Origin of the sequence: Pseudomonas sp. PMCC200344 (assembly GCF_030053095.1) — a bacterium.
GTDB classification, from domain to species: domain Bacteria; phylum Pseudomonadota; class Gammaproteobacteria; order Pseudomonadales; family Pseudomonadaceae; genus Aquipseudomonas; species Aquipseudomonas svalbardensis.
This window is the reverse complement of sequence record NZ_CP125618.1, coordinates 5,392,568-5,413,478: the sequence shown is the minus strand read 5'-3', so window position 1 is coordinate 5,413,478 and position 20,911 is coordinate 5,392,568. Positions and strand designations below refer to the sequence as shown.

Here is a 20,911-nt window from a genome sequence, read left to right as displayed (position 1 = left end):
CCTTTTAAAAGGCCTCGAAAGTTCACCCTCGCCAGCTCTGTAGGCCGGCTCTGTAGCGAAACTTCCCATTCTCGGTCCCCTTTGTAAGGGGCCGCGTTGAAGCAGATTACCAAGGCAAGATTCAGACCATGGCGTTGAGCTATCACCTTTTCAGTGATGAAAATCGAAGTCGTTAGCAGGCTAAGGGGATGGCGCTGCTGCACCGAAAAATGGCACATTGACGCACCTGCCCGTGTGCACCCATCTGTTGTACGGAAACTCTTATGGCTATCAGCAATGTCCAGACCGGCGCGCAGCCGGCATCCGCGACTTCACAAAGCAGCCCTTTGGTCATGCGCATCATCGGCGCCGTGGCGCTGGCGCATTTGATCAACGACTTGATCCAGTCGGTGCTGCCGTCGATCTATCCGATGCTCAAGGCCAACTATGGCCTGACCTTCACCCAGGTTGGCCTGATCACTTTGACGTTCCAGCTGACGGCTTCGCTGTTGCAGCCATGGGTCGGTTACTACACCGATCGGCACCCCAAACCCTGGCTGCTACCGGCCGGGACGGTTTGCACATTGATCGGCATTTTAATGATGTCGGTGGTCGGCAGTTTCCCGATGATTTTGCTGGCGGCAGGGTTGATCGGTATCGGCTCCTCGACCTTTCACCCGGAAGCTTCTCGCGTGGCGCGATTAGCGTCTGGCGGGCGGTTTGGTTTGGCGCAGTCGACGTTTCAGGTCGGCGGCAATGCAGGCTCAGCCTTCGGTCCGTTGCTGGCTGCGGCGATCATCATTCCGCTCGGTCAGGGCCATGTGGCCTGGTTCGGATTGTTCGCGGTGTTTGCGCTGTTCGTGCTCTATCGGATCAGCCGCTGGTACGCCAACCACCTGAGCCTGTTCAAACTCAAGCAAGGCCAGGCGGCGACGCATGGCTTGTCGAAGAACCGCGTGATCAGTGCACTGGTGGTACTCGGGCTGCTGGTGTTCTCCAAGTATTTCTACATGGCCAGCTTCACCAGTTACTTCACCTTTTACCTGATCGAGAAATTCGACCTGTCGGTGGCCAGTTCACAGTTGCACCTGTTTCTGTTTCTCGGTGCGGTAGCGGCGGGGACCTTCTTCGGTGGGCCGATCGGCGACAAGATCGGGCGTAAGGCGGTGATCTGGTTCTCGATCCTTGGCGTCGCGCCGTTCACCCTGATCTTGCCTCATGTCGACCTGTTCTGGACCAGCATCCTTAGCGTCGTGATCGGCTTCATCCTGGCGTCAGCATTTTCGGCGATCGTGGTGTATGCGCAAGAACTGGTGCCGGGCAATGTCGGAATGATCGCCGGGGTGTTCTTCGGATTGATGTTCGGCTTTGGCGGGATTGGTGCGGCGTTGCTCGGGCATCTGGCGGATGTTCACGGTATCGAATACGTGTACTTCCTGTGTTCGTTCCTGCCGTTGTTTGGTGTGCTGGCGATCTTCCTGCCAAGAACCAAAAAGGCCTGATCCAACACGCTCCCACAGGTGTTCGGTGGTGTGGCGGATGATTATTTCAGGCACAAAAAAGCCGCGTCTAGACGCGGCTTTTTCTTGGGCGGGTGCTTCGTACTGAATAACTTAGACGTTGAAACGGAAATGCATCACGTCGCCGTCTTTAACGATGTAGTCCTTGCCTTCCAGGCGCCATTTACCGGCTTCTTTGGTGCCGGCTTCGCCCTTGTACTGGATGAAGTCGTCATAGGCGATGACTTCGGCGCGGATGAAGCCTTTTTCGAAGTCGGTATGGATCACGCCAGCGGCTTGTGGTGCGGTGGCACCCACGCGGACGGTCCAGGCGCGGACTTCTTCGACACCGGCGGTGAAGTAGGTCTGCAGGTGCAGCATTTCGTAGCCGGCGCGAATTACACGGTTCAGGCCAGGTTCTTCGAGGCCCAGAGCTTCGAGGAACATGTCTTTCTCTTCGCCGTCGTCCAGCTCGGCGATTTCGGCTTCGATCTTGTTACAGACCGGAACCACCATGGCGCCTTCTTCTTCGGCAATGGCTTTAACGATGTCCAGCAGCGGGTTGTTCTCGAAACCGTCTTCAGCGACGTTGGCGATGTACATGACCGGCTTGGTGGTCAGCAGGTGGAAACCACGAATCACCGCTTTGTCGTCGGCGCCCATGGTCTTCATCAGCGTACGCGCAGGCTTGCCGAGGGTGAAGTGAGCGATCAATTGCTCCAGCAGGCCTTTCTGGACTACTGCGTCCTTGTCACCGCCCTTGGCGTTGCGAGCGACTTTCTGCAGTTGCTTCTCGCAGCTGTCGAGATCGGCGAAGATCAGTTCCAGGTCGATGATTTCGATGTCGCGTTTCGGGTCGACGCTGTTGGAAACGTGAATCACGTTCTCATCTTCGAAGCAGCGGACCACGTGCGCGATGGCATCGGTTTCACGGATGTTGGCGAGGAACTTGTTGCCCAGACCTTCACCTTTCGAGGCGCCGGCTACCAGGCCTGCGATGTCGACGAATTCCATGGTGGTCGGCAAGATGCGTTTTGGATTGACGATGGCCGCCAGGGCTTCCAGACGCGAATCCGGCATCGGCACGATACCGGTGTTCGGTTCGATGGTGCAGAAGGGGAAGTTCTCGGCCGCGATCCCGGATTTGGTCAGGGCGTTGAACAGGGTGGACTTGCCGACGTTAGGCAGGCCGACGATGCCGCAATTGAATCCCATGGTGTTTTCCCCGAGGAGTAGAGTCAGGCCTTCTGGCTGTGCAGGTTTTTCATCGCGCGGTTCCATTCACCGGCGAGGATATCCGGCAGCACGCCGAGGGCAAAGTCGATGCTGGCATCGAGTTTTTCCTGTTCGGCGCGTGGCGCACGACCCAGGACGAAATTTGAAACCATACTGGCAACGCCCGGGTGGCCAATGCCAAGCCGCAAGCGGTGAAAGGTATTCTGATTGCCCAGTTGCGCGATGATGTCGCGCAACCCGTTGTGACCGCCATGGCCGCCGCCCTGTTTGAGCTTGGCTACGCCCGGTGGCAGGTCGAGTTCGTCATGCGCCACCAGGATTTCTTCAGGCGTAATGCGGAAGAAGCCGGCAAGTGCCGCGACGGCTTGGCCGCTGCGGTTCATGTAGGTGGTGGGAATCAGCAGACGAACATCCTGACCCTGATGCGAATAGCGCCCGGTCAGGCCGAAATATTTGCGATCCGCCACAAGGTTTACGCCTTGTGCGTTCGCGATGCGCTCAACAAAAAGGGCCCCTGCGTTATGCCGGGTCTGTTCGTATTCAGCGCCTGGATTTCCCAGGCCAACGATCAGTTTGATGGCAGTCACGATAGGGGCCCTTCCTTGGAGTGGTGGATAACATCGCCGCCTCCAGGGAGTGCGGCGAAAGTGGACGACAAGTGCTCATTTACCATTATGTAAACTCCGCGTTCTCGCCCGCTTTCTCGCTACGCTCTAGTCCGCGATGTTTCCGGTCACTCCGGCGAACAGAGTGAAATTACTCTGCTGCGCCTTCTTCAGTAGTAGCTTCTGGAGCAACACGTGGAGCGTGGACGTTGGCAACAGCCTTGTCATCACCGTGTGCCAGAGCAACAAACTCAACGCCTTTAGGGGCTTTGAGGTCAGACAGGTGAATGATCGAACCGATTTCGGCGTTAGCCAGGTCGACTTCGATGAATTCAGGCAGGTCTTTCGGCAGGCAGGTCACTTCGATGTCCGAAACAACGTGCGAAATTTCGCCGCCTTTCTTGATCGGAGCTTCTTCACCAACAAAGTGTACAGGCACGATAGCGGTCAGTTTCTGGCCAGCTACAACGCGTACGAAGTCAGCGTGCATCACGTGGCCTTTGGCCGGGTGACGCTGCAGCGCTTTGATGATTACGTTTTGCTTGGTGCCGCCAACGTTCAGCTCGATGATGTGGCTGTAAGCCGCTTCGTTTTCGAGCAGTTTGGCAACTTCTTTAGCCAGCATGCTGATGGATTCAGGGGCTTTTTCGCCACCGTAAACTACAGCAGGTACCAGGCTTGCGAGACGACGCAGGCGGCGGCTCGCACCTTTCCCCAGGTCGGAACGCACTTCAGCATTCAGAGTAAAATCGTTCATGTTGTATCTCCAAAATAACCACATTCGCCCCAGCGTTTGCGACCAGCGCTAAAGGCGATATGGGCAAAAAAGCCCCGCCCCGACAGGAATGCCAGGGCGGGGCGCTTTTCGTCAACGAAATGTTCGAGAAGGGCAGGGCCCTTAACGGAACATCGCGCTGATCGATTCTTCGTTGCTGATGCGGCGAACCGCTTCGGCAACTACCGGCGCGATATCCAGTTGACGGATACGCGAGCAGGCTTGAGCAGCAGCGGACAACGGGATGGTGTTAGTCACCACCAGCTCGTCCAGCATGGAATTTTCGATGTTTTCGATCGCCCGACCGGACAGCACAGGGTGTGTGCAGTAGGCGAAAACCTTGGCAGCGCCATGCTCTTTCAGGGCCTTGGCCGCGTGGCACAGAGTGCCGGCGGTATCGACCATGTCATCGACCAGAATACAGGTACGCCCTTCGACATCACCGATGATATGCATCACTTCAGAGTGATTGGCTTTCTCACGGCGTTTGTCGATGATCCCGAGATCCACGCCCAGGGATTTGGCAACAGCACGTGCACGCACGACGCCGCCAATGTCCGGGGACACGATCATCAGGTTTTCGAAGCGCTGATCTTCAATGTCATCCACCAATACCGGGGAGCCGTAGATGTTATCTACCGGAATATCGAAGAAACCCTGGATTTGGTCAGCATGCAGATCAACCGTGAGAACACGGTCGATGCCGACTACGGTAAGCATGTCAGCAACGACTTTCGCGCTGATAGCCACACGTGCGGAACGCGGACGGCGATCCTGACGGGCATAACCAAAGTAAGGAATAACAGCAGTGATACGAGTAGCCGAGGAGCGGCGGAAGGCATCAGCCATCACTACCAGTTCCATCAGGTTATCGTTGGTCGGAGCGCAAGTCGGCTGAATAATGAAGACATCTTTACCGCGGACGTTTTCATTGATCTCGGCAGTAATTTCGCCGTCGGAGAACTTTCCGACAGAGATGTCACCGAGAGGGATATGCAGCTGACGTACAACACGCCGAGCCAGATCGGGGTTAGCGTTCCCCGTAAAGACCATCATCTTGGACACGCGCAGTACCTAGAGGCTGAGGGTAACCTGGATGAGTATAGAAAATGGCAGGGGCGGCTGGATTCGAACCAACGCATGGCAGGATCAAAACCTGCTGCCTTACCGCTTGGCGACGCCCCTGTATCTGTTGCAACGAGTACCCAGTACTCGATTCCTTTTAGAGCAGACTTTGCAGCTTGCGATGCAACATCGAAATGTTGCTTCCCTTTGCTACAAACCCTGTAAGGGTCTCTGTAAGAAGGGCCGAGACTTTATCAGCTTCAGCTTTGCTTGGGAAGCCCCCAAACACACAACTTCCAGTTCCGGTGAGTTTTGCTTCGGTAAATTTACCTAACAAATTCAATGCGTTACGTACATCTGGATAACGCCTTGCTACCACCGGTAAGCAGTCATTTCGACTGTTTCCCTTGGGAACGGGGCGCACTTTAATGGGAGAAGAGTTACGTGTCAACAACGGATCTGAAAAAATTTCTGCTGTACTTACAGAGACTTGCGGCACAAGCACGAGATACCACGGTTCTTCGGGGTCTACAGGGGTCAGTTTCTCCCCCACGCCTTCGGCAAAAGCCGCGTGCCCACGTACGAAAACCGGGACGTCCGCGCCAAGCGTCAGGCCCAAAGTGGCCAGCCGATCCTCATCCCAACCCAGTTGCCAAAGATGATTGAGGCCGAGCAAAGTCGTCGCGGCATTTGAACTGCCGCCACCGATTCCACCGCCCATGGGCAGAATTTTTTCGATCCAGATGTCGATACCGAGCGAACAACCGGATTGCTCCTGAAGTTTTTTTGCAGCTCGAACAATCAGATTGCTGTCGTGAGGAACGCCATCGAATTCGGTGTGCAGTCGAATCACACCGTCATCACGAACGGCGAACGTGATTTCATCGCCATAATCGAGAAACTGAAAAATAGTCTGCAACTCGTGATAACCGTCTTCACGGCGACCGAGGATGTGCAGCATCAGATTGAGTTTGGCCGGGGAGGGCAGCGTCAAGCGCGGAGCGGTCATGTTCACTGCCCCAGTTTGCGAGGTTGCCATTCCTTGATCACCAGCGTGACGTCAAGGTCGGTGCCGTGCAGTTTGATCCGCTCGGGCAGCCAAATGCCATTTTGCTCGGCATAGCTGAGGTATTCGACTTGCCAGCCATCCTGCTCAAGATTGGCCAGGCGGCTGTCGGCATCCAGCGTCAGACGGCTTTTACTGTCCGGGGCCGGGAGCCCGCGAACCCACCAGGCCAGATTGGACACCGGTAACTTCCAGCCCAGCTGTTCTTCGACCAACACTTCAGGTGTCGGCGCTTCATAGCGGCCCTGGTTGGCAACTTCCAGCGAGACCTTGCCGGGGCGGCCGGTCAGGCGTGCGGCGCCACGACCCAAGGGGCCGGAGAGGCGAATGTCGTAGTAATCCTGTCGCTGCAGCCAGAACAACGTGCCGCTGCCCGAGTCTTTCGGGGCGCGAATGCCGATCTTGCCGTTGATCTGCCAGCCGTCGAGGCTGGTCAGTTGCTGTTTGTACTCGCGCCATTGGGCCGTGTTGCCTTGACCCTGGACTGATTCGCGGGCACCGAAGCCCGCGCAACCGGCGAGCAGGGCGATGAAACTGAAAACAATGAGGTGGCGCAAAAACATAATCTTAAAGAGTCTCTGATCCGGTCAGGCGCTTGATGGTGCTGCGCAGGATGGGGCTGTCGGGCTGCTCCTTAAGGAACTTGCTCCAGATTTGTTTGGCTTCCCGTTGCTTGCCATTGGCCCACAGGACTTCACCCAGGTGCGCGGCGACTTCCTGATCGGGGAAGCGCTCCAGCGCCTGGCGCAGCAGGCGTTCGGCTTCGTCGAGATTGCCGATGCGGAAATTCACCCAGCCGAGACTGTCGAGTACCGCCGGGTCTTCCGGATTGATTCGGTGCGCCTGTTCGATCAAGGTCTTGGCTTCGGCGTAGCGCGTCGTACGGTCGGACAGGGTGTAACCGAGGGCGTTCAATGCCATCGCGTTGTCCGGATCGCGCTTGATGATCAGGCGCAGGTCTTTTTCCATCTGCGCCAGGTCATTGCGTTTTTCCGCTTGCATGGCGCGGGTGTACAGCAGATTCAGATCGTCCGGGTATTGCTGCAAGGCTTGCTTCAATACATTCCAGGCCTTGTCGGGCTGTTTATTGGCGGACAAGGTTTCGGCTTCGATCAAATACAACTGAATCGCGTAATCGGGCTGCTCATCGCGCTCCGCAGCCAGACGGCTTTGGGCTTCGGCGGTCTTGCCGTTGTTCATCAGGATATCGGCCTGACGCAATTGCGCTGGCAGGTAATCGTTGCCCGGGCCGACCTGGGCGTACTCGATCAACGCGGCTTGAGGGTCGTTGCGCTCTTCAGCGATACGACCGAGGTTCAAGTGAGCCGAATCGACGTGGCTTTCCCGGGCAATCAGGTCTTCCAGATAGCCCTTGGCCTCATCCCAGGCCTTGGCCTCCAGGCAGACCAGCGCCAGGGAATAACGCAGTTCATCGTCTTCGGGGTACTGCTGAACCAGGCTCGAAAACTCGGCTTTGGCGTCGTCCATGCGGTCCTGTTCAACCAGCATGCGCGCGTAAGTCAGGCGCAGGCGTTTGTCGTCCGGGTACTTCTTGATACTTTTTTGCAGCAGCGGCAACGCTTCATCGCCACGATTGAGGGTTTGCAGCAGGCGCGCGCGCAGCAGGATTGGCGCTATTTCGCCGTCGTCCGGTGGATTGTCTTCCAGCAGGCCCAGCGCACCCTTGGCGTCACCGTCCTGTTGCAGGAGCAAGGCTTTGCCGAAAATCAGCTGACTGTTGTTCGGATGGCGCTGCAACAAACGGTCAAAACTTTTCATCAAGCCGTTGCGCGTGTCCTGGTCGGTATCGGCCGCAGACAGGGCGAGGAAGTCGAAATGCGTGTCGCCCTTGCCTTGCAGGACTTTCTCCATATAGACCATGGAGTCGTCATAACGCCCGGCACGAGCCAGTTGCACGGCAGCGGCCCGTTGCGCCTCGAGGTCGTCCGGGGCGTTTTTCGCCCAGATCAACGCGGTGTCCAGGGCAGCCTGATCGGCGCCCAGGTATTCGGCGATACGGAATGCCCGCTCGGAGATGCCCGGATCCTGAGTATTGATCGCCTGGGTGACGTAGTTGTCCAGGGCAATGTCGAAACGATTGCGTTGGCCAGCCAGTTCGGCGCTCAACAGACTGAAGACGGTTTCTTCACTGAATGAGCTGTAAACCTTGGGCTTTTCAGGGGCCGGAGTGCTGTCTTCGACCGGCGGCGTACCGTCCGACGAAACGGGTGCCAAGGCCTGGCAGCCGCTGAGGAAGACAAAAGCGAGGAGCAACGCGGAAGATCTATTCATATAGGAAGAGGACGACTAACCTGCGGTCGGATCATCATGACACAAGCCTTCAGCCAAACATAACCGAGTCTCAATCGGTGCCTTTATAGAGGCAGGTCATTGGGACAATAGTCAGCGGTAGTTGTTCTGGCTCTGTCGAAGTAGGACAATTGCCGGCTTCACGTCACCATCAGCGACTTTGAATGGCCTTCCTTGCACTCGGTATTAACCACAAGACTGCTTCAGTAGACGTCCGCGAGCGCGTGGCCTTTACCCCTGAGCAACTGGTGGAGGCCTTGCAGCAGCTCTGCCGACTCACCGACAGCCGCGAAGCTGCGATCCTTTCCACCTGCAATCGCAGTGAACTCTATATAGAACAGGATCACCTTTCGGCTGACATCATATTGCGCTGGCTGGCCGATTATCACCATTTGAGCCTCGAAGAGCTGCGCGCGAGTGCTTATGTGCATGAAGATGATGCGGCAGTTCGTCACATGATGCGGGTGGCCTCCGGGCTTGATTCGCTGGTGTTGGGCGAACCGCAGATTCTCGGTCAGATGAAATCGGCCTACGCCGTGGCCCGCGAGGCCGGCACCATCGGTCCGTTGCTCGGGCGGCTGTTCCAAGCGACGTTCAATGCGGCCAAACAGGTGCGCACCGACACCGCCATCGGCGAGAACCCGGTGTCCGTGGCGTTTGCCGCGGTCAGTCTGGCGAAACAGATTTTCAGCGACCTGCAACGCAGCCAGGCCTTGCTGATCGGCGCCGGCGAGACCATCACCCTGGTCGCCCGTCATCTGCACGAACTGGGTGTAAAGCGCATCGTCGTTGCCAACCGCACCCTGGAGCGCGCGAGCATTCTGGCCGAGCAGTTCGGCGCCCACGCGGTGTTGCTTTCGGACATCCCGGCGGAACTGGTGCGCAGTGACATCGTTATCAGTTCCACCGCCAGCCAGTTGCCGATTCTCGGTAAAGGCGCGGTGGAAAGCGCCCTGAAGCTGCGCAAACACAAACCGATCTTCATGGTAGACATCGCCGTTCCCCGGGATATCGAGCCGGAAGTCGGCGAACTGGACGACGTCTACCTTTATAGCGTCGACGATCTCCATGAAGTGGTCGCCGAGAACCTCAAGAGTCGCCAGGGCGCAGCCCAAGCGGCGGAAGAGATGGTCTCGATCGGTGCCGAAGATTTCATGGTCCGCCTGCGTGAGCTGGCGGCGGTGGATGTGCTTAAGGCCTATCGCCAACAAAGTGAGCGCATGCGCGACGAAGAATTGCAGAAGGCCCAACGCATGCTGGCCAACGGCAGCAGCGCCGAAGACGTGCTGGTGCAACTGGCGCGGGGCCTGACCAACAAACTCTTGCACGCACCGAGCGTACAGTTGAAAAAGCTTTCTGCCGAAGGCCGCCTCGATGCGCTGGCCATGGCCCAGGAACTCTTTGCCCTCAATGAGGGCTCATCGGATAGCTTTTCGGATAAAAAACCGCAATGAAAGCGTCACTGCTCAATAAGCTGGACATCCTCCAGGACCGTTTCGAGGAATTGACCGCCTTGCTTGGCGACGGCGAAGTCATTTCCGATCAGAACAAATTCCGCATCTATTCCAAGGAATACGCGGAAGTCGAACCGATTGTCGAAACCTATAAACAGTTGCTCAAGGTGCAAAGCGATCTCGAGGGGGCTCAGGCGCTGCTCAAGGACAGCGACCCGGACATGCGCGAAATGGCCGTGGAAGAAGTCCGCGAAGCCAAAGAGCAATTGATCGAAATCGAAGCCAGCCTGCAACGCATGCTGCTGCCCAAGGATCCGAACGATGGGCGTAACGTGTTCCTCGAAATCCGCGCCGGCACCGGCGGTGACGAGGCGGCGATTTTCTCTGGTGACCTGTTCCGCATGTATTCGCGTTACGCCGAGCGTCGCGGCTGGCGGGTGGAAATCCTCTCGGAGAACATCGGTGAGCACGGCGGCTTTAAAGAAGTCATCGCTCGCGTCGAAGGCGACAATGTCTACGGCAAGCTGAAATTCGAATCCGGTGCGCACCGCGTGCAGCGGGTTCCGGCCACCGAATCCCAGGGTCGCATCCACACCTCGGCCTGCACCGTAGCCGTGTTGCCCGAGCCGGACGAACAGGAAGCGATCGAGATCAACCCCTCGGATTTGCGCATCGATACCTACAAATCCTCCGGTGCCGGTGGTCAGCACGTTAACAAAACGGACTCGGCGATCCGCATCACGCACTTGCCGTCCGGTATTGTCGTCGAGTGCCAGGAAGAACGTTCCCAGCACAAGAACCGCGCCCGGGCGATGTCCTGGCTGTCGGCCAAGCTCAACGATCAGCAGACCAGCGCCGCCGCGAACGCTATCGCTAGCGAGCGTAAATTGCTGGTGGGTTCGGGCGATCGCTCGGAGCGGATCCGCACCTACAACTTTGCCCAGGGTCGGGTCACCGACCATCGGGTCAACCTGACGCTGTATTCCCTCGACGAAATCCTCGCGGGTGGCGTCGATGCGGTGATCGAGCCGTTGCTGGCCGAATACCAGGCCGACCAATTGGCAGCGATAGGTGAGTAAATGACGATCATTGCCAGTTTGTTACGCGCAGCCGACCTGCCCGATTCGCCCACCGCGCGCCTGGATGCCGAATTGTTGCTGGCCGCTGCACTGGGCAAGTCCCGCAGTTTTCTGCACACCTGGCCCGAGCGCATCGTCCCGAGCGAGGCGGCGCTTAAATTTGCCGAGTATTTGCAGCGCCGCCGTGGCGGTGAGCCAGTGGCCTACATCCTCGGTCAGCAAGGTTTCTGGAAGCTTGATCTGGAAGTGGCGCCGCATACGCTGATCCCGCGCCCGGACACCGAGCTGTTAGTGGAGGCGGCGCTAGAACTCCTGCCAGCCACACCTGCCAAGGTCCTCGATCTCGGCACCGGCAGCGGCGCCATTGCGTTGGCCCTGGCCAGCGAGCGTCCGGCCTGGAAGGTGACCGCCGTGGATCGCGTGCTCGAAGCCGTGGCCCTGGCCGAGCGCAATCGCCAGCGCTTGCACCTGAACAACGCCATCGTGCTGAGCAGTCATTGGTTCAGCGCGCTGGAAGGTCAGCGCTTTCAACTGATCATCAGCAACCCGCCTTACATCGCCTCCGCCGACCCCCATCTGGTGGAAGGTGATGTGCGCTTCGAACCGGCCAGTGCCTTGGTGGCCGGCGTCGACGGGCTCGACGATCTGCGTCTGATCGTCGCCCAGGCGCCGGATTACCTTGAAACGGGCGGTTGGTTGATGCTCGAACACGGTTACGATCAAGCCACTGCGGTACGCGATTTGCTGCTGAGCCGCGGTTTTGAAGAAGTCCACAGCCGCACCGATCTGGGCGGTCACGAACGTATCAGCCTGGGGCGCCTGCCGTGCTGAATGATCAGGAATTGTTGCGCTACAGTCGGCAGATTCTGTTGCAACACGTCGACATCGACGGCCAGTTGCGACTGAAAGAAAGCCGCGTGTTGATCGTCGGTCTCGGCGGTCTCGGCTCGCCGGTTGCGCTGTATCTGGCAGCGGCCGGCGTCGGTGAGTTGCATCTGGCGGACTTCGACACCGTCGACCTGACCAACTTGCAGCGCCAGATCGTTCACGACACCGACAGCATCGGCCTGAGCAAGGTCGATTCGGCTATTCGCCGACTGACTGCAATCAATCCCGAGATTCAGTTGATCGCCCATCGCACCGCGCTGGACGAAGACTCCCTGGCCGCCGCCGTGGCTGCAGTGGATCTGGTGCTGGACTGTTCCGACAATTTTTCCACCCGCGAAGCGGTCAACGCTGCGTGTGTCGCCGCCGGCAAACCTCTGGTCAGCGGCGCAGCGATTCGGCTCGAAGGTCAGTTGTCAGTGTTTGACCCGCGCCGTCCGGAAAGCCCGTGCTACCACTGTTTATATGGTCACGGCAGCGAAGCCGAACTGACGTGCAGCGAAGCCGGCGTCGTAGGACCTTTGGTTGGCCTGGTGGGCAGCCTTCAGGCGCTGGAAGCCATGAAGTTGCTGGTGGGTTTCGGCGATCCGCTGGTGGGGCGCCTGTTGTTGATCGATGCCTTGGGCTCGCGCTTTCGCGAATTGCGGGTCAAGCGTGATCCGGGCTGCAGCGTCTGTGGTTCGAAGCATGCGTGAAGCGCCGATTGGCGTGTTCGACTCCGGTGTCGGTGGGCTTTCGGTGCTGGCCGAGATCCGGCGTTTGCTGCCCAACGAGTCACTGTTGTACGTCGCCGATTGCGGGAATATTCCCTACGGCGAGAAAACCCCGGAATTCATCCGTCATCGCTGCAGTGTGATGGCTGGTTTTTTTCAGCAGCAGGGCGCCAAGGCCCTGGTGTTGGCCTGCAACACAGCGACTGTCGCTGGGGTTGCAGACTTGCGGCGCGATTATCCCGAGTGGCCCATTGTCGGTATGGAGCCTGCGGTCAAACCGGCCGCTGCCGCCACCCGCAGCGGTGTGGTCGGTGTGCTCGCCACCACCGGCACCTTACAGAGTGCCAAGTTCGCCGCTTTGCTCGACCGATTCGCCACCGATGTGCAAGTCATCACTCAGCCGTGCCCCGGCCTGGTGGAGCTGATTGAAAACGGCGATCTGCACAGTGAGGCATTGCGCCAGTTGCTTGCCAGGTATGTCGAACCGCTGCTCGGCGCCGGGTGCGACACGATAATTCTTGGCTGCACGCATTACCCCTTCCTAAAGCCGTTGCTTAGGCAGATGATCCCCGATGACATCAGCTTGATCGACACCGGCGCCGCTGTAGCGCGGCAACTTCAGCGTCTGTTGGCCGAGCGTGAATTGCTCGCCGAGGAGCCTGCTCGTGCTGCACAGTTCTGGACGAGTGCCGATCCGGAGCATTTCAGAAATATCTTGCCGATACTGTGGAATACCGCTGGCGTTGTGCGAAGCTTCAAGGAGTAAACAAAACTCGGGGCAAGCGAGTAATTGGGGTGAACTTCTGATTAAGCGTCGACTTCTATAGCGTCAAGCAACAAAAAAACCATACGAAATCGTTCGGAAAAGGATGTTTCTAATGAAGCGACTATTCTGCTTGGCCGCGATTGCGGCCGCACTGATGGGGCACAGTTTTACCGTACAGGCGGCAGGCGTGGAGTTCGCGGTCGGCCAGACTAGCGAGTCGACCATGACCTATCGACTGGGCATGCAATTCGATTGGGACAAGAGCTGGTTGCAGAGTGATATCGGTCGTTTAACTGGTTACTGGAGCGGTGCCTACACCTATTGGGAGGGCGACAAGACCTCCAGCAACCACAGCCTGTCGTTCTCCCCGGTGTTGGTTTACGAGTTTGCCGGGCAGACCGTTAAACCCTACCTGGAGTTGGGCGTTGGCGTTGCGGTGTTCGCCAATACCGAAGTCGAAAACAACAATCTCGGCAATGCCTTTCAGTTTGAAGACCGGTTCGGTTTTGGGCTGCGCTTTACGGGCGGACATGAAGTCGGGATTCGTGCGACGCACTATTCAAATGCCGGGCTGAGCAGCCCGAACGATGGTGTAGAAAGCTACGCGCTGCATTACACGATGCCGCTCTAAGCACACTGCCCAATCAATGGGGGTGGGTTTGAGTTCAGCGATACGCCGTGGTAATCCCCTGGCGTTCGTCGATGCATTCAGGCGCTCCCATCTCGAACTCCCTGCAGATCAGCGGGCGTTTTTCATAGATGGTGCACATCATGCTGTTGCGATCCAGCGCAGCACACCAACCGTCATCCAGACGCAACATGACTTCCCCACCCCAGTCATCAGTATCGATAAAACGTTCGGGCACGCCTGTGTCGGTGATCAGCATGACTTCGAGCTGGCAGCAGCAAGCGGCGCAGGTCGAGCAGGTGACCACCGGTTCGGCGATTTGTGTGTGGGGAATGGTTTTCATGGCTCGCAGTGTAAGGCAGTGGGCCGGGGCTGTGTGAAAGGCCTGACGGACGCTCAGCTGTGAGTATTGGACGCCAGCCGCTGAGCCATGTAATGCAGCGTGGGAAACAGCAGCGCCCACAGTAATCCGATGCCGATCAGTGTCGGCCATTGTCCATAGGGAAATTGTACCCCGGCCAATTGTCCACCCGCGTAATACGACAACGGTCCACCGACGGCGCCTAGTAGGCTGCCGAGCCACCAGGGATTGGCGGTCCATTGCAGGCAATGTCGCAAAGTGGTTGCCAGCAACGCCCACAACAGCATCAGCCACATCGGAATCAGCGGCGCGACATCGTTGAAGTCGAACACCCCCAGCCAGCGCAACGAACTGTCGACCGTCGTTCCCAGCAGCACCACGCTGAGGATCAGTCGGCCTTCATCAGCCCAGCGACTTATCCACAATAGATGAATCACCAACACCGCCAACGCCACCAGCAACCACAGACCACTGCCTCCGATCACGCAGGCAAACCAGCCGACCTGAAACAGCGCGGCATTTGCCCATCGTTCAAGCATCGAATCGGCCGAGCAGCGGCGCCGGCATCGCGGCGGGTTTGGCCAGCAGCAATTGCGCCGTGCCGATGGTGCGTTCCAGGAAACCACCTTCGCAGTAGCACAGATAAAATTCCCACAGCCGCAGGAAATAGTCGTCGTAGCCCATTTCGCTCAAGCGACCGTGGGCGCGGCGAAAATTCTCATGCCACAGGCGCAAGGTTCGGGCGTAGTGCAGGCCGAAATCCTCCATGTGCAGTAGGTTCATGTCGGTGTCACGGCTGACAATCTCCAGCATTTTCTGCACGCAGGGCAGGGCGCCGCCGGGGAAGATGTAACGCTGAATGAAATCGACATTGCTCTTGGCTTGTTCGTAGCGCTGCTCGCGGATGGTGATCGCTTGCAACAGCATCAAGCCGTTGCTCTTGAGCAGCTGCGCGCATTGCTTGAAGTAGGTCGGCAGGAAGCGATGACCAACCGCTTCGATCATCTCGATCGACACCAGTTTGTCGTACTGCCCGGTCAGGTCGCGATAATCGGACAGCAGCAGTGTGACCTGGTCTTGCAAACCCAGGGCTTCGATCCGTTGCGCGGTAAAGGCGTACTGCTCTTTCGACAGCGTGGTGGTGGTGACTTTGCAGCCGTAATTCTGGGCGGCGTAAAGCGCCATGCTGCCCCAGCCGGTGCCGATTTCCAGCAGGTGATCGCTGGGTTGCAGCGCGAGTTTCTGGCAGATACGTTCGAGCTTGTTCAGTTGCGCCTGTTCCAGGGTGTCTTCAGGGGTGAGGAACTGCGCGGCGGAATACATCATGGTCGGGTCGAGAAACTGCTCGAACAAGTCATTGCCGAGGTCGTAATGTGCCGCGATGTTTTTCTGCGAGCCCTTGCGTGTGTTGCGATTGAGCCAGTGCAGGCTCTGCACGAACGGGCGGCTCAGTTTTGCCAGTCCACCTTCCAGCGCATCCAGCACGTCAAGGTTGCTGACGAAGACACGCACCACTGCCGTCAAATCCGGCGAACTCCAGTAGCCGTGGATAAACGCTTCGCCTGCGCCAATCGAGCCGTTACTCGCCACCAGTCCCCAGGCCGCGGCGTCGAGGATATGGATTTCGCCCACGGGATGGCTACCGGCGGTACCGAAGACGTGCCGTTCGCCGTCTTCGAAGACCACCAGTTGCCCGTGTTTGAGCTGCGCCATCTGCCGCAACACACCACGGCGCAGCAACGATCCGGTCAGGCCGTTGGTACTTAACAGGTTGGTTTTGGCCGAGACACTAGAGGGTTTCATGGCGGCGATCCTTGGGGGGAACAATGGTGGTCTGAAATCTGCCATCGGCAGCCGGATGAGCAAATATCGGCGCGCGTTTCAGTAGCAAGCGCACGGCTTGCCAATAAATCGCCAGACAGGTTTTCGCGGTCATCCACGGAAAGCGCCGCAAGTAACGGTGCAGGCTGCCGCGGGTGAGGGCTTCGCGGTGCAGGTTGAGTGTGGCGTCGAACAGTTTCAGTTCGCCTTGCCAATCCGCCATGTGCACGCCGAGTTTTTGCGCTGCGGGGCTGAAGCTCATGCGGTATTCAATGTCGCGCGGCAGAAACGGCGACACATGAAACGCCTTTGCCACGGCGAAATGCTGGTGGAAGTCCTGCACGTTCGTCGGTGCCTTGGCCGGTAACACGTAGTGGTAACGCTCGCGCCAGGGCGTATTGGTGACTTCGCAGAGAATCGCCGCCAGTTGGCCGTCGGCCTCATGGCAGTAGAAAAAACTCACTGGGTTGAACGACAGGCCCCAACTGCGGGCTTGGGTCAGGAGGCAGATCGAGCCGTGTGGCACATGGCCGATTACCTCGGCGACTTGCTGGCGTACCGCGTCGATCAAGCGCGTGCCACTGCCAGTGAAGGCTTTCAAGTAATCGGTTTCGCGAAACGAGAACGGCGCGAAACGGCTGGTGCCCGACAGCGGCGACAAGCCAAGCACCGCGTCCTGTTCGTCGAGGTCCAGGTACAGCAGACCGATCCGGTAACGGAATTCATGGCGCCGCGGGGCAAACCGCCGATGGGCGATCCAGCCGCTGTAAAGGGCGCTGTTCACAACTCTTCTCCCAGCGAGCGAGCAACCCGCAGCGCACTGACCACACCGTCTTCATGGAAACCACTGGCCCAATAAGCGCCGCAAAACCAAGTGTGCTGCGCGCCGTCCAATTCATCCCAGCGTGCCTGCGCGGCGACGGCAGCCAAGCTGTATTGCGGATGGGCGTAGGTGAATTTGGCGAGCACTTTGTTCGGGCTGATGCCTGCACTCTGATTGAGGCTGACGCAAAACGTGGTGTCGCTCTGAATGCCTTGCAGAATGTTCATGTCGTAAGTGACGGCGGCCAGCGTGTGACCGGGACCACCGAGGCGATAATTCCAACTGGCCCAGGCAAGCTTTCGCACCGGCAGCAAGCGCGTGTCGGTGTGCAACACCACTTCGTTGTCGGCGTAGGGCAGGGCGCCAAGGATCGACTGTTCGGCGCTGCTCGGTTTGGCCAGCAGTTTGAGGGCCTGATCGCTGTGGCAGGCGAACACCACTTTGTCAAAGCGCTCGCTGCCGGCGGCGCTGTGGATAACGACGCCGTCTTCATCGCGTTCAACGCGGGTCACTGGGCAATTGAGGCGGATCTTGTCTTTAAAAGACGCGGTCAGAGGTGCGACATAAGCGCTTGAACCACCCTCGATCACACTCCATTGCGGACGATTGCTGACGGACAGCAAGCCGTGATTCTTGAAAAACCGGATGAAGAACTGCAACGGGAAACCGAGCATGTCGGCCATGGACATCGACCAGATCGCCGCGCCCATCGGCACGATGTAATGCAGGATAAAGCGCTCGCCGTAGCCGCCGGCCTTGAGGTATTGATCGAGGGTGGTGTCGGCGGCGATCCGTTGTTCTTCGAGGTCGCGCTGGGCTTCTTTGTTGAACCGCAGGATGTCGCGCAACATGCCCCAGAACCCTGGCGACATCAGGTTGCGACGTTGGGCGAACAGGCTGTTGAGGTTGTTGCCGTTGTACTCGAGGCCCGAGTCCGGGTCGGTGACCGAGAAGCTCATCTCGGTGGGTTTGAAGCCCACGCCGAGCTGGCCCAGTAGGCGAATGAAATTGGGGTAGGTCCAGTCGTTGAACACAATAAAACCGGTGTCCACTGCATAGCGCTGGCCATCGACAGTCACGTCCACCGTGTGGGTGTGACCACCGACCCAGTCGCTGACCTCGAACAGGGTGATCTCGTGCCTGCGATTGAGCAGGTAGGCGCTGGTCAGCCCCGAGATCCCGCTGCCGATGATGGCGATGTTCAAGGGACATCCTTGATCGGCGGACTGCTGCGTACCATGCGCTTGCCGATGGCCAGTTTCACGCTGTTGGGCATTTTTGACAGCGGCCAGAGCGCGGCCATGAACAGTCCGGGAAACGCGATCTCCAGTGGGCGGTTTTTGAGTTTGGCGAAGATGTGCTTCGCAGCTTTATCCACAGGCCAACTGAGCGGCATCGGGAAATCGTTCTTCGCCGTCAACGGTGTCTCGACAAACCCCGGGCTGACCACGGTGACTTCAATGCCTTCCGGCGCCAGATCAATGCGCAACGATTCGAACAAGTAGCGCAGCCCGGCCTTTGACGCGCCATAGGCTTCGGCGCGGGGTAGCGGCAAGTACGTCACCGAACTGGCGACGCCCACCAAGTGTGGCGCGGTACCCTTGCGCAGCAACGGTAAGGCCGCCTCGATGCAGTACGCGCTGGCGAGCAAATTGGTGCGCACCACATGCTCGACAATCGACGAATCGAATTGGTGAACGTCAACGTATTCGCAGGTGCCTGCGTTGAGAATCACCGTGTCCAGGGATCCCCAGTCTTCGGCAATTTGCGCGCCGATTTCGCGGACTGTCTGGCTGTTGGTCAAGTCACCGGGCACCACCAGCACTTGCCCCGGATAACGCAGGGACAAGACTTTCAGCACCGCCGCCGAGCGTGAGCTGACGGCGACGTGGGCGCCGGTTTTCAGTATTTCTTCGGCTAGCGAGGCGCCAATGCCGCTGCTGGCGCCGGTTAACCAATATCGCCGTGGAGGTGTAAAACTCATCCCATTCTCCTTTTCAGCCAGGCAATCGCCCGACCCAATACGGGTACATGTTCGTAAAGCAGCGCCCCGGCATCGAAGTAATCCCGGTGGCGATAAACCTTATCGCGCCAGAGCAGGTGCGAGCAGCCATCGACCCGAATCAACTGACCGCTGGCCAGGCGCGGATGGCGATAACTCATGACCCAGCGCAAATAGCCCTCGCCTTCACTGATCTGGTCGAAGCCATGAAAGTCGAAGTGCAGATCGCTGACGTTGGCGTAGAGCTCGTTGAAGTAGCTGCGCATTTGCACTAGGCCCTGAACTTCGTGCAGAGGATCAGTGAAGTGCACGTCGTGGGTGTAGAGCTGATTGAGGTGTTGCAGGCAGTCTTTGTCCAAGGCTGCAAACTGTTGGGCAAAACGGCGCAGGAAATCACTCATCGTGTCCTCCGGCCTGTTGTCGTGTTGGCAGGTTCTTGAACGCGGCCAGTGCTCGTTGGCGCGAGGTGCTTAGGTTGACGATTGGCGACGGATAATCTGCCACGCCGAACAACCCACCAAGGTTGGCCGGGTTGTGCACTTCCTTTTTGTTCAACCCGGCCAGTTCCGGCAGCCAGTGCTTGATGAATACGCCTTCGCTGTCGAATTTTTCAGATTGGCTCAACGGATTGAAAATCCGGAAGTAGGGCGCCGAGTCGGTGCCGGTGGACGAGCTCCACTGCCAGCCACCGTTGTTCGCCGCGAGGTCGCCGTCGATCAGGTGCCGCATGAAAAAGCGCTCGCCTTCACGCCAGTCAATCAGCAGGTTTTTGGTCAGAAACATCGCCACGACCATGCGCAGTCGGTTGTGCATCCAACCGGTTTCGAGCAATTGGCGCATGGCCGCGTCGATGATCGGCAGGCCGGTGCGGGCTTCTTGCCACGCCAGCAGTTCTTCCGGGGCGTCGCGCCAGGCCAGGGCTTCGGTTTCCGGGCGGAAAGCACGGTGACGCGAGACCCGTGGGTAGCCCACCAGAATGTGTTTGTAAAACTCGCGCCACAGCAGTTCGTTAATCCAGGTCACCGCGCCGACCTTACCGCTTTCGAATTCCCCTTGATTGCTTTGCAGGGCGGCGTGCAGGCATTGGCGAGGGGAAATCACCCCGGCGGCGAGATAAGCCGAGAGCTGACTGGTGCCCGGTTTGGCCGGGAAGTCTCGCTCGTTTTTGTAATAGTCGATCTGGGCGTCGGCGAAGGTGTCGAGACGGCGCCGGGCTTCGGCTTCACCGGCCGGCCAGAGTGTGCGCAAACTGTGGAACGGCGTTTTGAAACCTTCAACGCTTGATGGGATTTTGTCGCTGCGCATAGTAAGTGGCGCCTGAACCGCGGGTGCGACGACCAGCCCTGGTAACGACGCACGCAGACGGTCGTAGCAGACTTTGCGGAACTGGCTGAAGACTTGAAAGTAAGTGCCGGTCTTGGTCAGCACGCTGCCCGGTTTGAACAGCAGTTGATCGAGGTAGCTATAGACGTCGATGCCATGGGCCTTGAGCGACTCGGCCACGGCGTCATCACGACGGCTTTCATGAACGCCGTACTCTTCGTTGAGGTGCACCGCGCCAATCTTCAATAGCTGACACAGTTCGAGCAGCACCTTCGGCGCTTCATCCCAGCGTGATGCCGTGCGGATCAGCAAAGGAATATTCAGTTCGCCCAGCGTACGGCTCAACTCGCCAAGATTGCGCAACCAGAAATCCACTTTGCACGGCGCGTCATCGTGCTCCAGCCATTGCTCCGGGCTCAGCAGATACACCGCCACAGTCGGGCCGCGAGCAGCGGCGGCCGAAAGGGCGGTGTTGTCATGTAGGCGCAAGTCGCTGCGCAACCAGATCAATTGCATGGTGG

At 58.4% G+C, this 20,911-nt stretch carries 22 protein-coding genes and 1 tRNA gene; 7 read left to right on the top strand and 16 right to left on the bottom strand.

Going from position 1 to position 20,911, the window contains the following annotated elements:
- Positions 1-263: 263 nt before the first annotated feature.
- Positions 264-1,481, top strand: a complete 1,218-nt coding sequence (locus tag QFW87_RS24745; RefSeq protein ID WP_283189106.1) for an MFS transporter — start codon at positions 264-266, stop codon at positions 1,479-1,481.
- A 111-nt stretch (positions 1,482-1,592) separates the two neighbouring features.
- Here QFW87_RS24745 and ychF read toward each other — a convergent pair whose 3' ends face one another.
- The 8 genes from ychF to QFW87_RS24705 all read right to left on the bottom strand — a co-directional run bounded on the left by ychF (position 1,593) and on the right by QFW87_RS24705 (position 8,517).
- Positions 1,593-2,693, bottom strand: coding sequence for a redox-regulated ATPase YchF (ychF, locus tag QFW87_RS24740; protein WP_134419017.1), 1,101 nt, complete (start codon positions 2,691-2,693; stop codon positions 1,593-1,595).
- 23 nt (positions 2,694-2,716) lie between these two features.
- Positions 2,717-3,301 carry an aminoacyl-tRNA hydrolase gene (gene pth / locus QFW87_RS24735; RefSeq protein WP_008153430.1) on the bottom strand — a complete coding sequence of 195 codons (585 nt, stop codon included), beginning with the start codon at positions 3,299-3,301 and terminating at the stop codon, positions 2,717-2,719.
- 169 nt (positions 3,302-3,470) lie between these two features.
- Positions 3,471-4,076, bottom strand: a complete 606-nt coding sequence (locus QFW87_RS24730; protein WP_283181654.1) for a 50S ribosomal protein L25/general stress protein Ctc — start codon at positions 4,074-4,076, stop codon at positions 3,471-3,473.
- A gap of 141 nt (positions 4,077-4,217) precedes the next feature.
- The gene (locus QFW87_RS24725) at positions 4,218-5,159 is read right to left on the bottom strand and encodes a ribose-phosphate pyrophosphokinase (RefSeq protein ID WP_003208392.1); all 942 of its coding nucleotides are present in this window, start codon (positions 5,157-5,159) and stop codon (positions 4,218-4,220) included.
- A gap of 45 nt (positions 5,160-5,204) precedes the next feature.
- Positions 5,205-5,279: transfer RNA gene (locus tag QFW87_RS24720), tRNA-Gln, on the bottom strand.
- 37 nt (positions 5,280-5,316) lie between these two features.
- Complete coding sequence (gene ispE, locus QFW87_RS24715; RefSeq protein WP_283184629.1) at positions 5,317-6,168, bottom strand: 4-(cytidine 5'-diphospho)-2-C-methyl-D-erythritol kinase; 852 nt, start codon at positions 6,166-6,168, stop codon at positions 5,317-5,319.
- A gap of 2 nt (positions 6,169-6,170) precedes the next feature.
- Positions 6,171-6,788: a lipoprotein insertase outer membrane protein LolB gene (lolB, locus tag QFW87_RS24710; RefSeq protein WP_283181653.1), complete on the bottom strand. Its 618-nt coding sequence runs from the start codon at positions 6,786-6,788 to the stop codon at positions 6,171-6,173.
- A 4-nt stretch (positions 6,789-6,792) separates the two neighbouring features.
- Entirely contained in the window at positions 6,793-8,517 is a 1,725-nt protein-coding gene (locus QFW87_RS24705) for a tetratricopeptide repeat protein (RefSeq protein ID WP_283181652.1), read from the bottom strand.
- Positions 8,518-8,699: 182 nt separating this feature from the next.
- Here QFW87_RS24705 and hemA point away from each other — a divergent pair, with 182 nt between their 5' ends.
- From hemA to QFW87_RS24675, 6 genes are all read left to right on the top strand, one after another.
- On the top strand, positions 8,700-9,989 hold the full coding sequence (hemA, locus tag QFW87_RS24700; RefSeq protein WP_033061251.1) for a glutamyl-tRNA reductase: 1,290 nt from the start codon (positions 8,700-8,702) through the stop codon (positions 9,987-9,989).
- Positions 9,986-11,068, top strand: coding sequence for a peptide chain release factor 1 (prfA, locus tag QFW87_RS24695; protein ID WP_283189105.1), 1,083 nt, complete (start codon positions 9,986-9,988; stop codon positions 11,066-11,068). Before hemA ends, prfA begins: the two co-directional genes overlap by 4 nt.
- On the top strand, positions 11,069-11,899 hold the full coding sequence (gene prmC / locus QFW87_RS24690) for a peptide chain release factor N(5)-glutamine methyltransferase (protein WP_283189104.1): 831 nt from the start codon (positions 11,069-11,071) through the stop codon (positions 11,897-11,899).
- Positions 11,893-12,648: a molybdopterin-synthase adenylyltransferase MoeB gene (locus tag QFW87_RS24685; protein WP_283189103.1), complete on the top strand. Its 756-nt coding sequence runs from the start codon at positions 11,893-11,895 to the stop codon at positions 12,646-12,648. Before prmC ends, QFW87_RS24685 begins: the two co-directional genes overlap by 7 nt.
- Positions 12,641-13,432: a glutamate racemase gene (gene murI / locus QFW87_RS24680; RefSeq protein ID WP_283189102.1), complete on the top strand. Its 792-nt coding sequence runs from the start codon at positions 12,641-12,643 to the stop codon at positions 13,430-13,432. The genes QFW87_RS24685 and murI overlap by 8 nt, the downstream gene beginning before the upstream one ends.
- A gap of 112 nt (positions 13,433-13,544) precedes the next feature.
- On the top strand, positions 13,545-14,063 hold the full coding sequence (locus QFW87_RS24675; protein WP_283189101.1) for an acyloxyacyl hydrolase: 519 nt from the start codon (positions 13,545-13,547) through the stop codon (positions 14,061-14,063).
- A 34-nt stretch (positions 14,064-14,097) separates the two neighbouring features.
- Here the strand turns inward: QFW87_RS24675 and QFW87_RS24670 are convergent, their stop codons facing one another.
- The 8 genes from QFW87_RS24670 to phrB are packed head-to-tail and all read right to left on the bottom strand — an operon-like array spanning position 14,098 to position 20,906.
- The gene (locus QFW87_RS24670) at positions 14,098-14,403 is read right to left on the bottom strand and encodes a YkgJ family cysteine cluster protein (protein ID WP_046030160.1); all 306 of its coding nucleotides are present in this window, start codon (positions 14,401-14,403) and stop codon (positions 14,098-14,100) included.
- A gap of 53 nt (positions 14,404-14,456) precedes the next feature.
- Entirely contained in the window at positions 14,457-14,960 is a 504-nt protein-coding gene (locus tag QFW87_RS24665; protein WP_283189100.1) for a DUF2878 domain-containing protein, read from the bottom strand.
- On the bottom strand, positions 14,953-16,224 hold the full coding sequence (locus tag QFW87_RS24660) for a cyclopropane-fatty-acyl-phospholipid synthase family protein (protein ID WP_283181645.1): 1,272 nt from the start codon (positions 16,222-16,224) through the stop codon (positions 14,953-14,955). The genes QFW87_RS24665 and QFW87_RS24660 overlap by 8 nt, the downstream gene beginning before the upstream one ends.
- A complete protein-coding gene (locus tag QFW87_RS24655; RefSeq protein WP_283189099.1) occupies positions 16,211-17,026 on the bottom strand; it encodes a DUF1365 domain-containing protein in 816 nt (271 codons plus the stop codon). The genes QFW87_RS24660 and QFW87_RS24655 overlap by 14 nt, the downstream gene beginning before the upstream one ends.
- A complete protein-coding gene (locus tag QFW87_RS24650) occupies positions 17,023-18,270 on the bottom strand; it encodes an FAD-dependent oxidoreductase (RefSeq protein ID WP_283189098.1) in 1,248 nt (415 codons plus the stop codon). Before QFW87_RS24650 ends, QFW87_RS24655 begins: the two co-directional genes overlap by 4 nt.
- Positions 18,267-19,049 carry an SDR family NAD(P)-dependent oxidoreductase gene (locus QFW87_RS24645; RefSeq protein WP_283189097.1) on the bottom strand — a complete coding sequence of 261 codons (783 nt, stop codon included), beginning with the start codon at positions 19,047-19,049 and terminating at the stop codon, positions 18,267-18,269. The genes QFW87_RS24650 and QFW87_RS24645 overlap by 4 nt, the downstream gene beginning before the upstream one ends.
- On the bottom strand, positions 19,046-19,468 hold the full coding sequence (locus QFW87_RS24640; protein ID WP_283181641.1) for a nuclear transport factor 2 family protein: 423 nt from the start codon (positions 19,466-19,468) through the stop codon (positions 19,046-19,048). The genes QFW87_RS24645 and QFW87_RS24640 overlap by 4 nt, the downstream gene beginning before the upstream one ends.
- Entirely contained in the window at positions 19,461-20,906 is a 1,446-nt protein-coding gene (phrB, locus tag QFW87_RS24635) for a deoxyribodipyrimidine photo-lyase (RefSeq protein WP_283190950.1), read from the bottom strand. Before phrB ends, QFW87_RS24640 begins: the two co-directional genes overlap by 8 nt.
- Between the last annotated feature and the right edge of the window lie 5 nt (positions 20,907-20,911).

Bases quoted from the DNA above. Each gene is read 5' to 3' on its own strand.
- QFW87_RS24665 (WP_283189100.1), bottom strand. From the start codon at position 14,960: ATGCTTGAACGATGGGCAAATGCCGCGCTGTTTCAGGTCGGCTGGTTT.
- QFW87_RS24670 (WP_046030160.1), bottom strand. From the start codon at position 14,403: ATGAAAACCATTCCCCACACACAAATCGCCGAACCGGTGGTCACCTGC.
- murI (WP_283189102.1), top strand. From the start codon at position 12,641: ATGCGTGAAGCGCCGATTGGCGTGTTCGACTCCGGTGTCGGTGGGCTT.
- prmC (WP_283189104.1), top strand. From the start codon at position 11,069: ATGACGATCATTGCCAGTTTGTTACGCGCAGCCGACCTGCCCGATTCG.
- QFW87_RS24745 (WP_283189106.1), top strand. From the start codon at position 264: ATGGCTATCAGCAATGTCCAGACCGGCGCGCAGCCGGCATCCGCGACT.
- QFW87_RS24640 (WP_283181641.1), bottom strand. From the start codon at position 19,468: ATGAGTGATTTCCTGCGCCGTTTTGCCCAACAGTTTGCAGCCTTGGAC.
- ispE (WP_283184629.1), bottom strand. From the start codon at position 6,168: ATGACCGCTCCGCGCTTGACGCTGCCCTCCCCGGCCAAACTCAATCTG.
- prfA (WP_283189105.1), top strand. From the start codon at position 9,986: ATGAAAGCGTCACTGCTCAATAAGCTGGACATCCTCCAGGACCGTTTC.
- QFW87_RS24705 (WP_283181652.1), bottom strand. From the start codon at position 8,517: ATGAATAGATCTTCCGCGTTGCTCCTCGCTTTTGTCTTCCTCAGCGGC.
- QFW87_RS24660 (WP_283181645.1), bottom strand. From the start codon at position 16,224: ATGAAACCCTCTAGTGTCTCGGCCAAAACCAACCTGTTAAGTACCAAC.
- QFW87_RS24645 (WP_283189097.1), bottom strand. From the start codon at position 19,049: ATGAGTTTTACACCTCCACGGCGATATTGGTTAACCGGCGCCAGCAGC.
- lolB (WP_283181653.1), bottom strand. From the start codon at position 6,788: ATGTTTTTGCGCCACCTCATTGTTTTCAGTTTCATCGCCCTGCTCGCC.
- QFW87_RS24675 (WP_283189101.1), top strand. From the start codon at position 13,545: ATGAAGCGACTATTCTGCTTGGCCGCGATTGCGGCCGCACTGATGGGG.
- hemA (WP_033061251.1), top strand. From the start codon at position 8,700: ATGGCCTTCCTTGCACTCGGTATTAACCACAAGACTGCTTCAGTAGAC.
- phrB (WP_283190950.1), bottom strand. From the start codon at position 20,906: ATGCAATTGATCTGGTTGCGCAGCGACTTGCGCCTACATGACAACACC.
- QFW87_RS24730 (WP_283181654.1), bottom strand. From the start codon at position 4,076: ATGAACGATTTTACTCTGAATGCTGAAGTGCGTTCCGACCTGGGGAAA.
- ychF (WP_134419017.1), bottom strand. From the start codon at position 2,693: ATGGGATTCAATTGCGGCATCGTCGGCCTGCCTAACGTCGGCAAGTCC.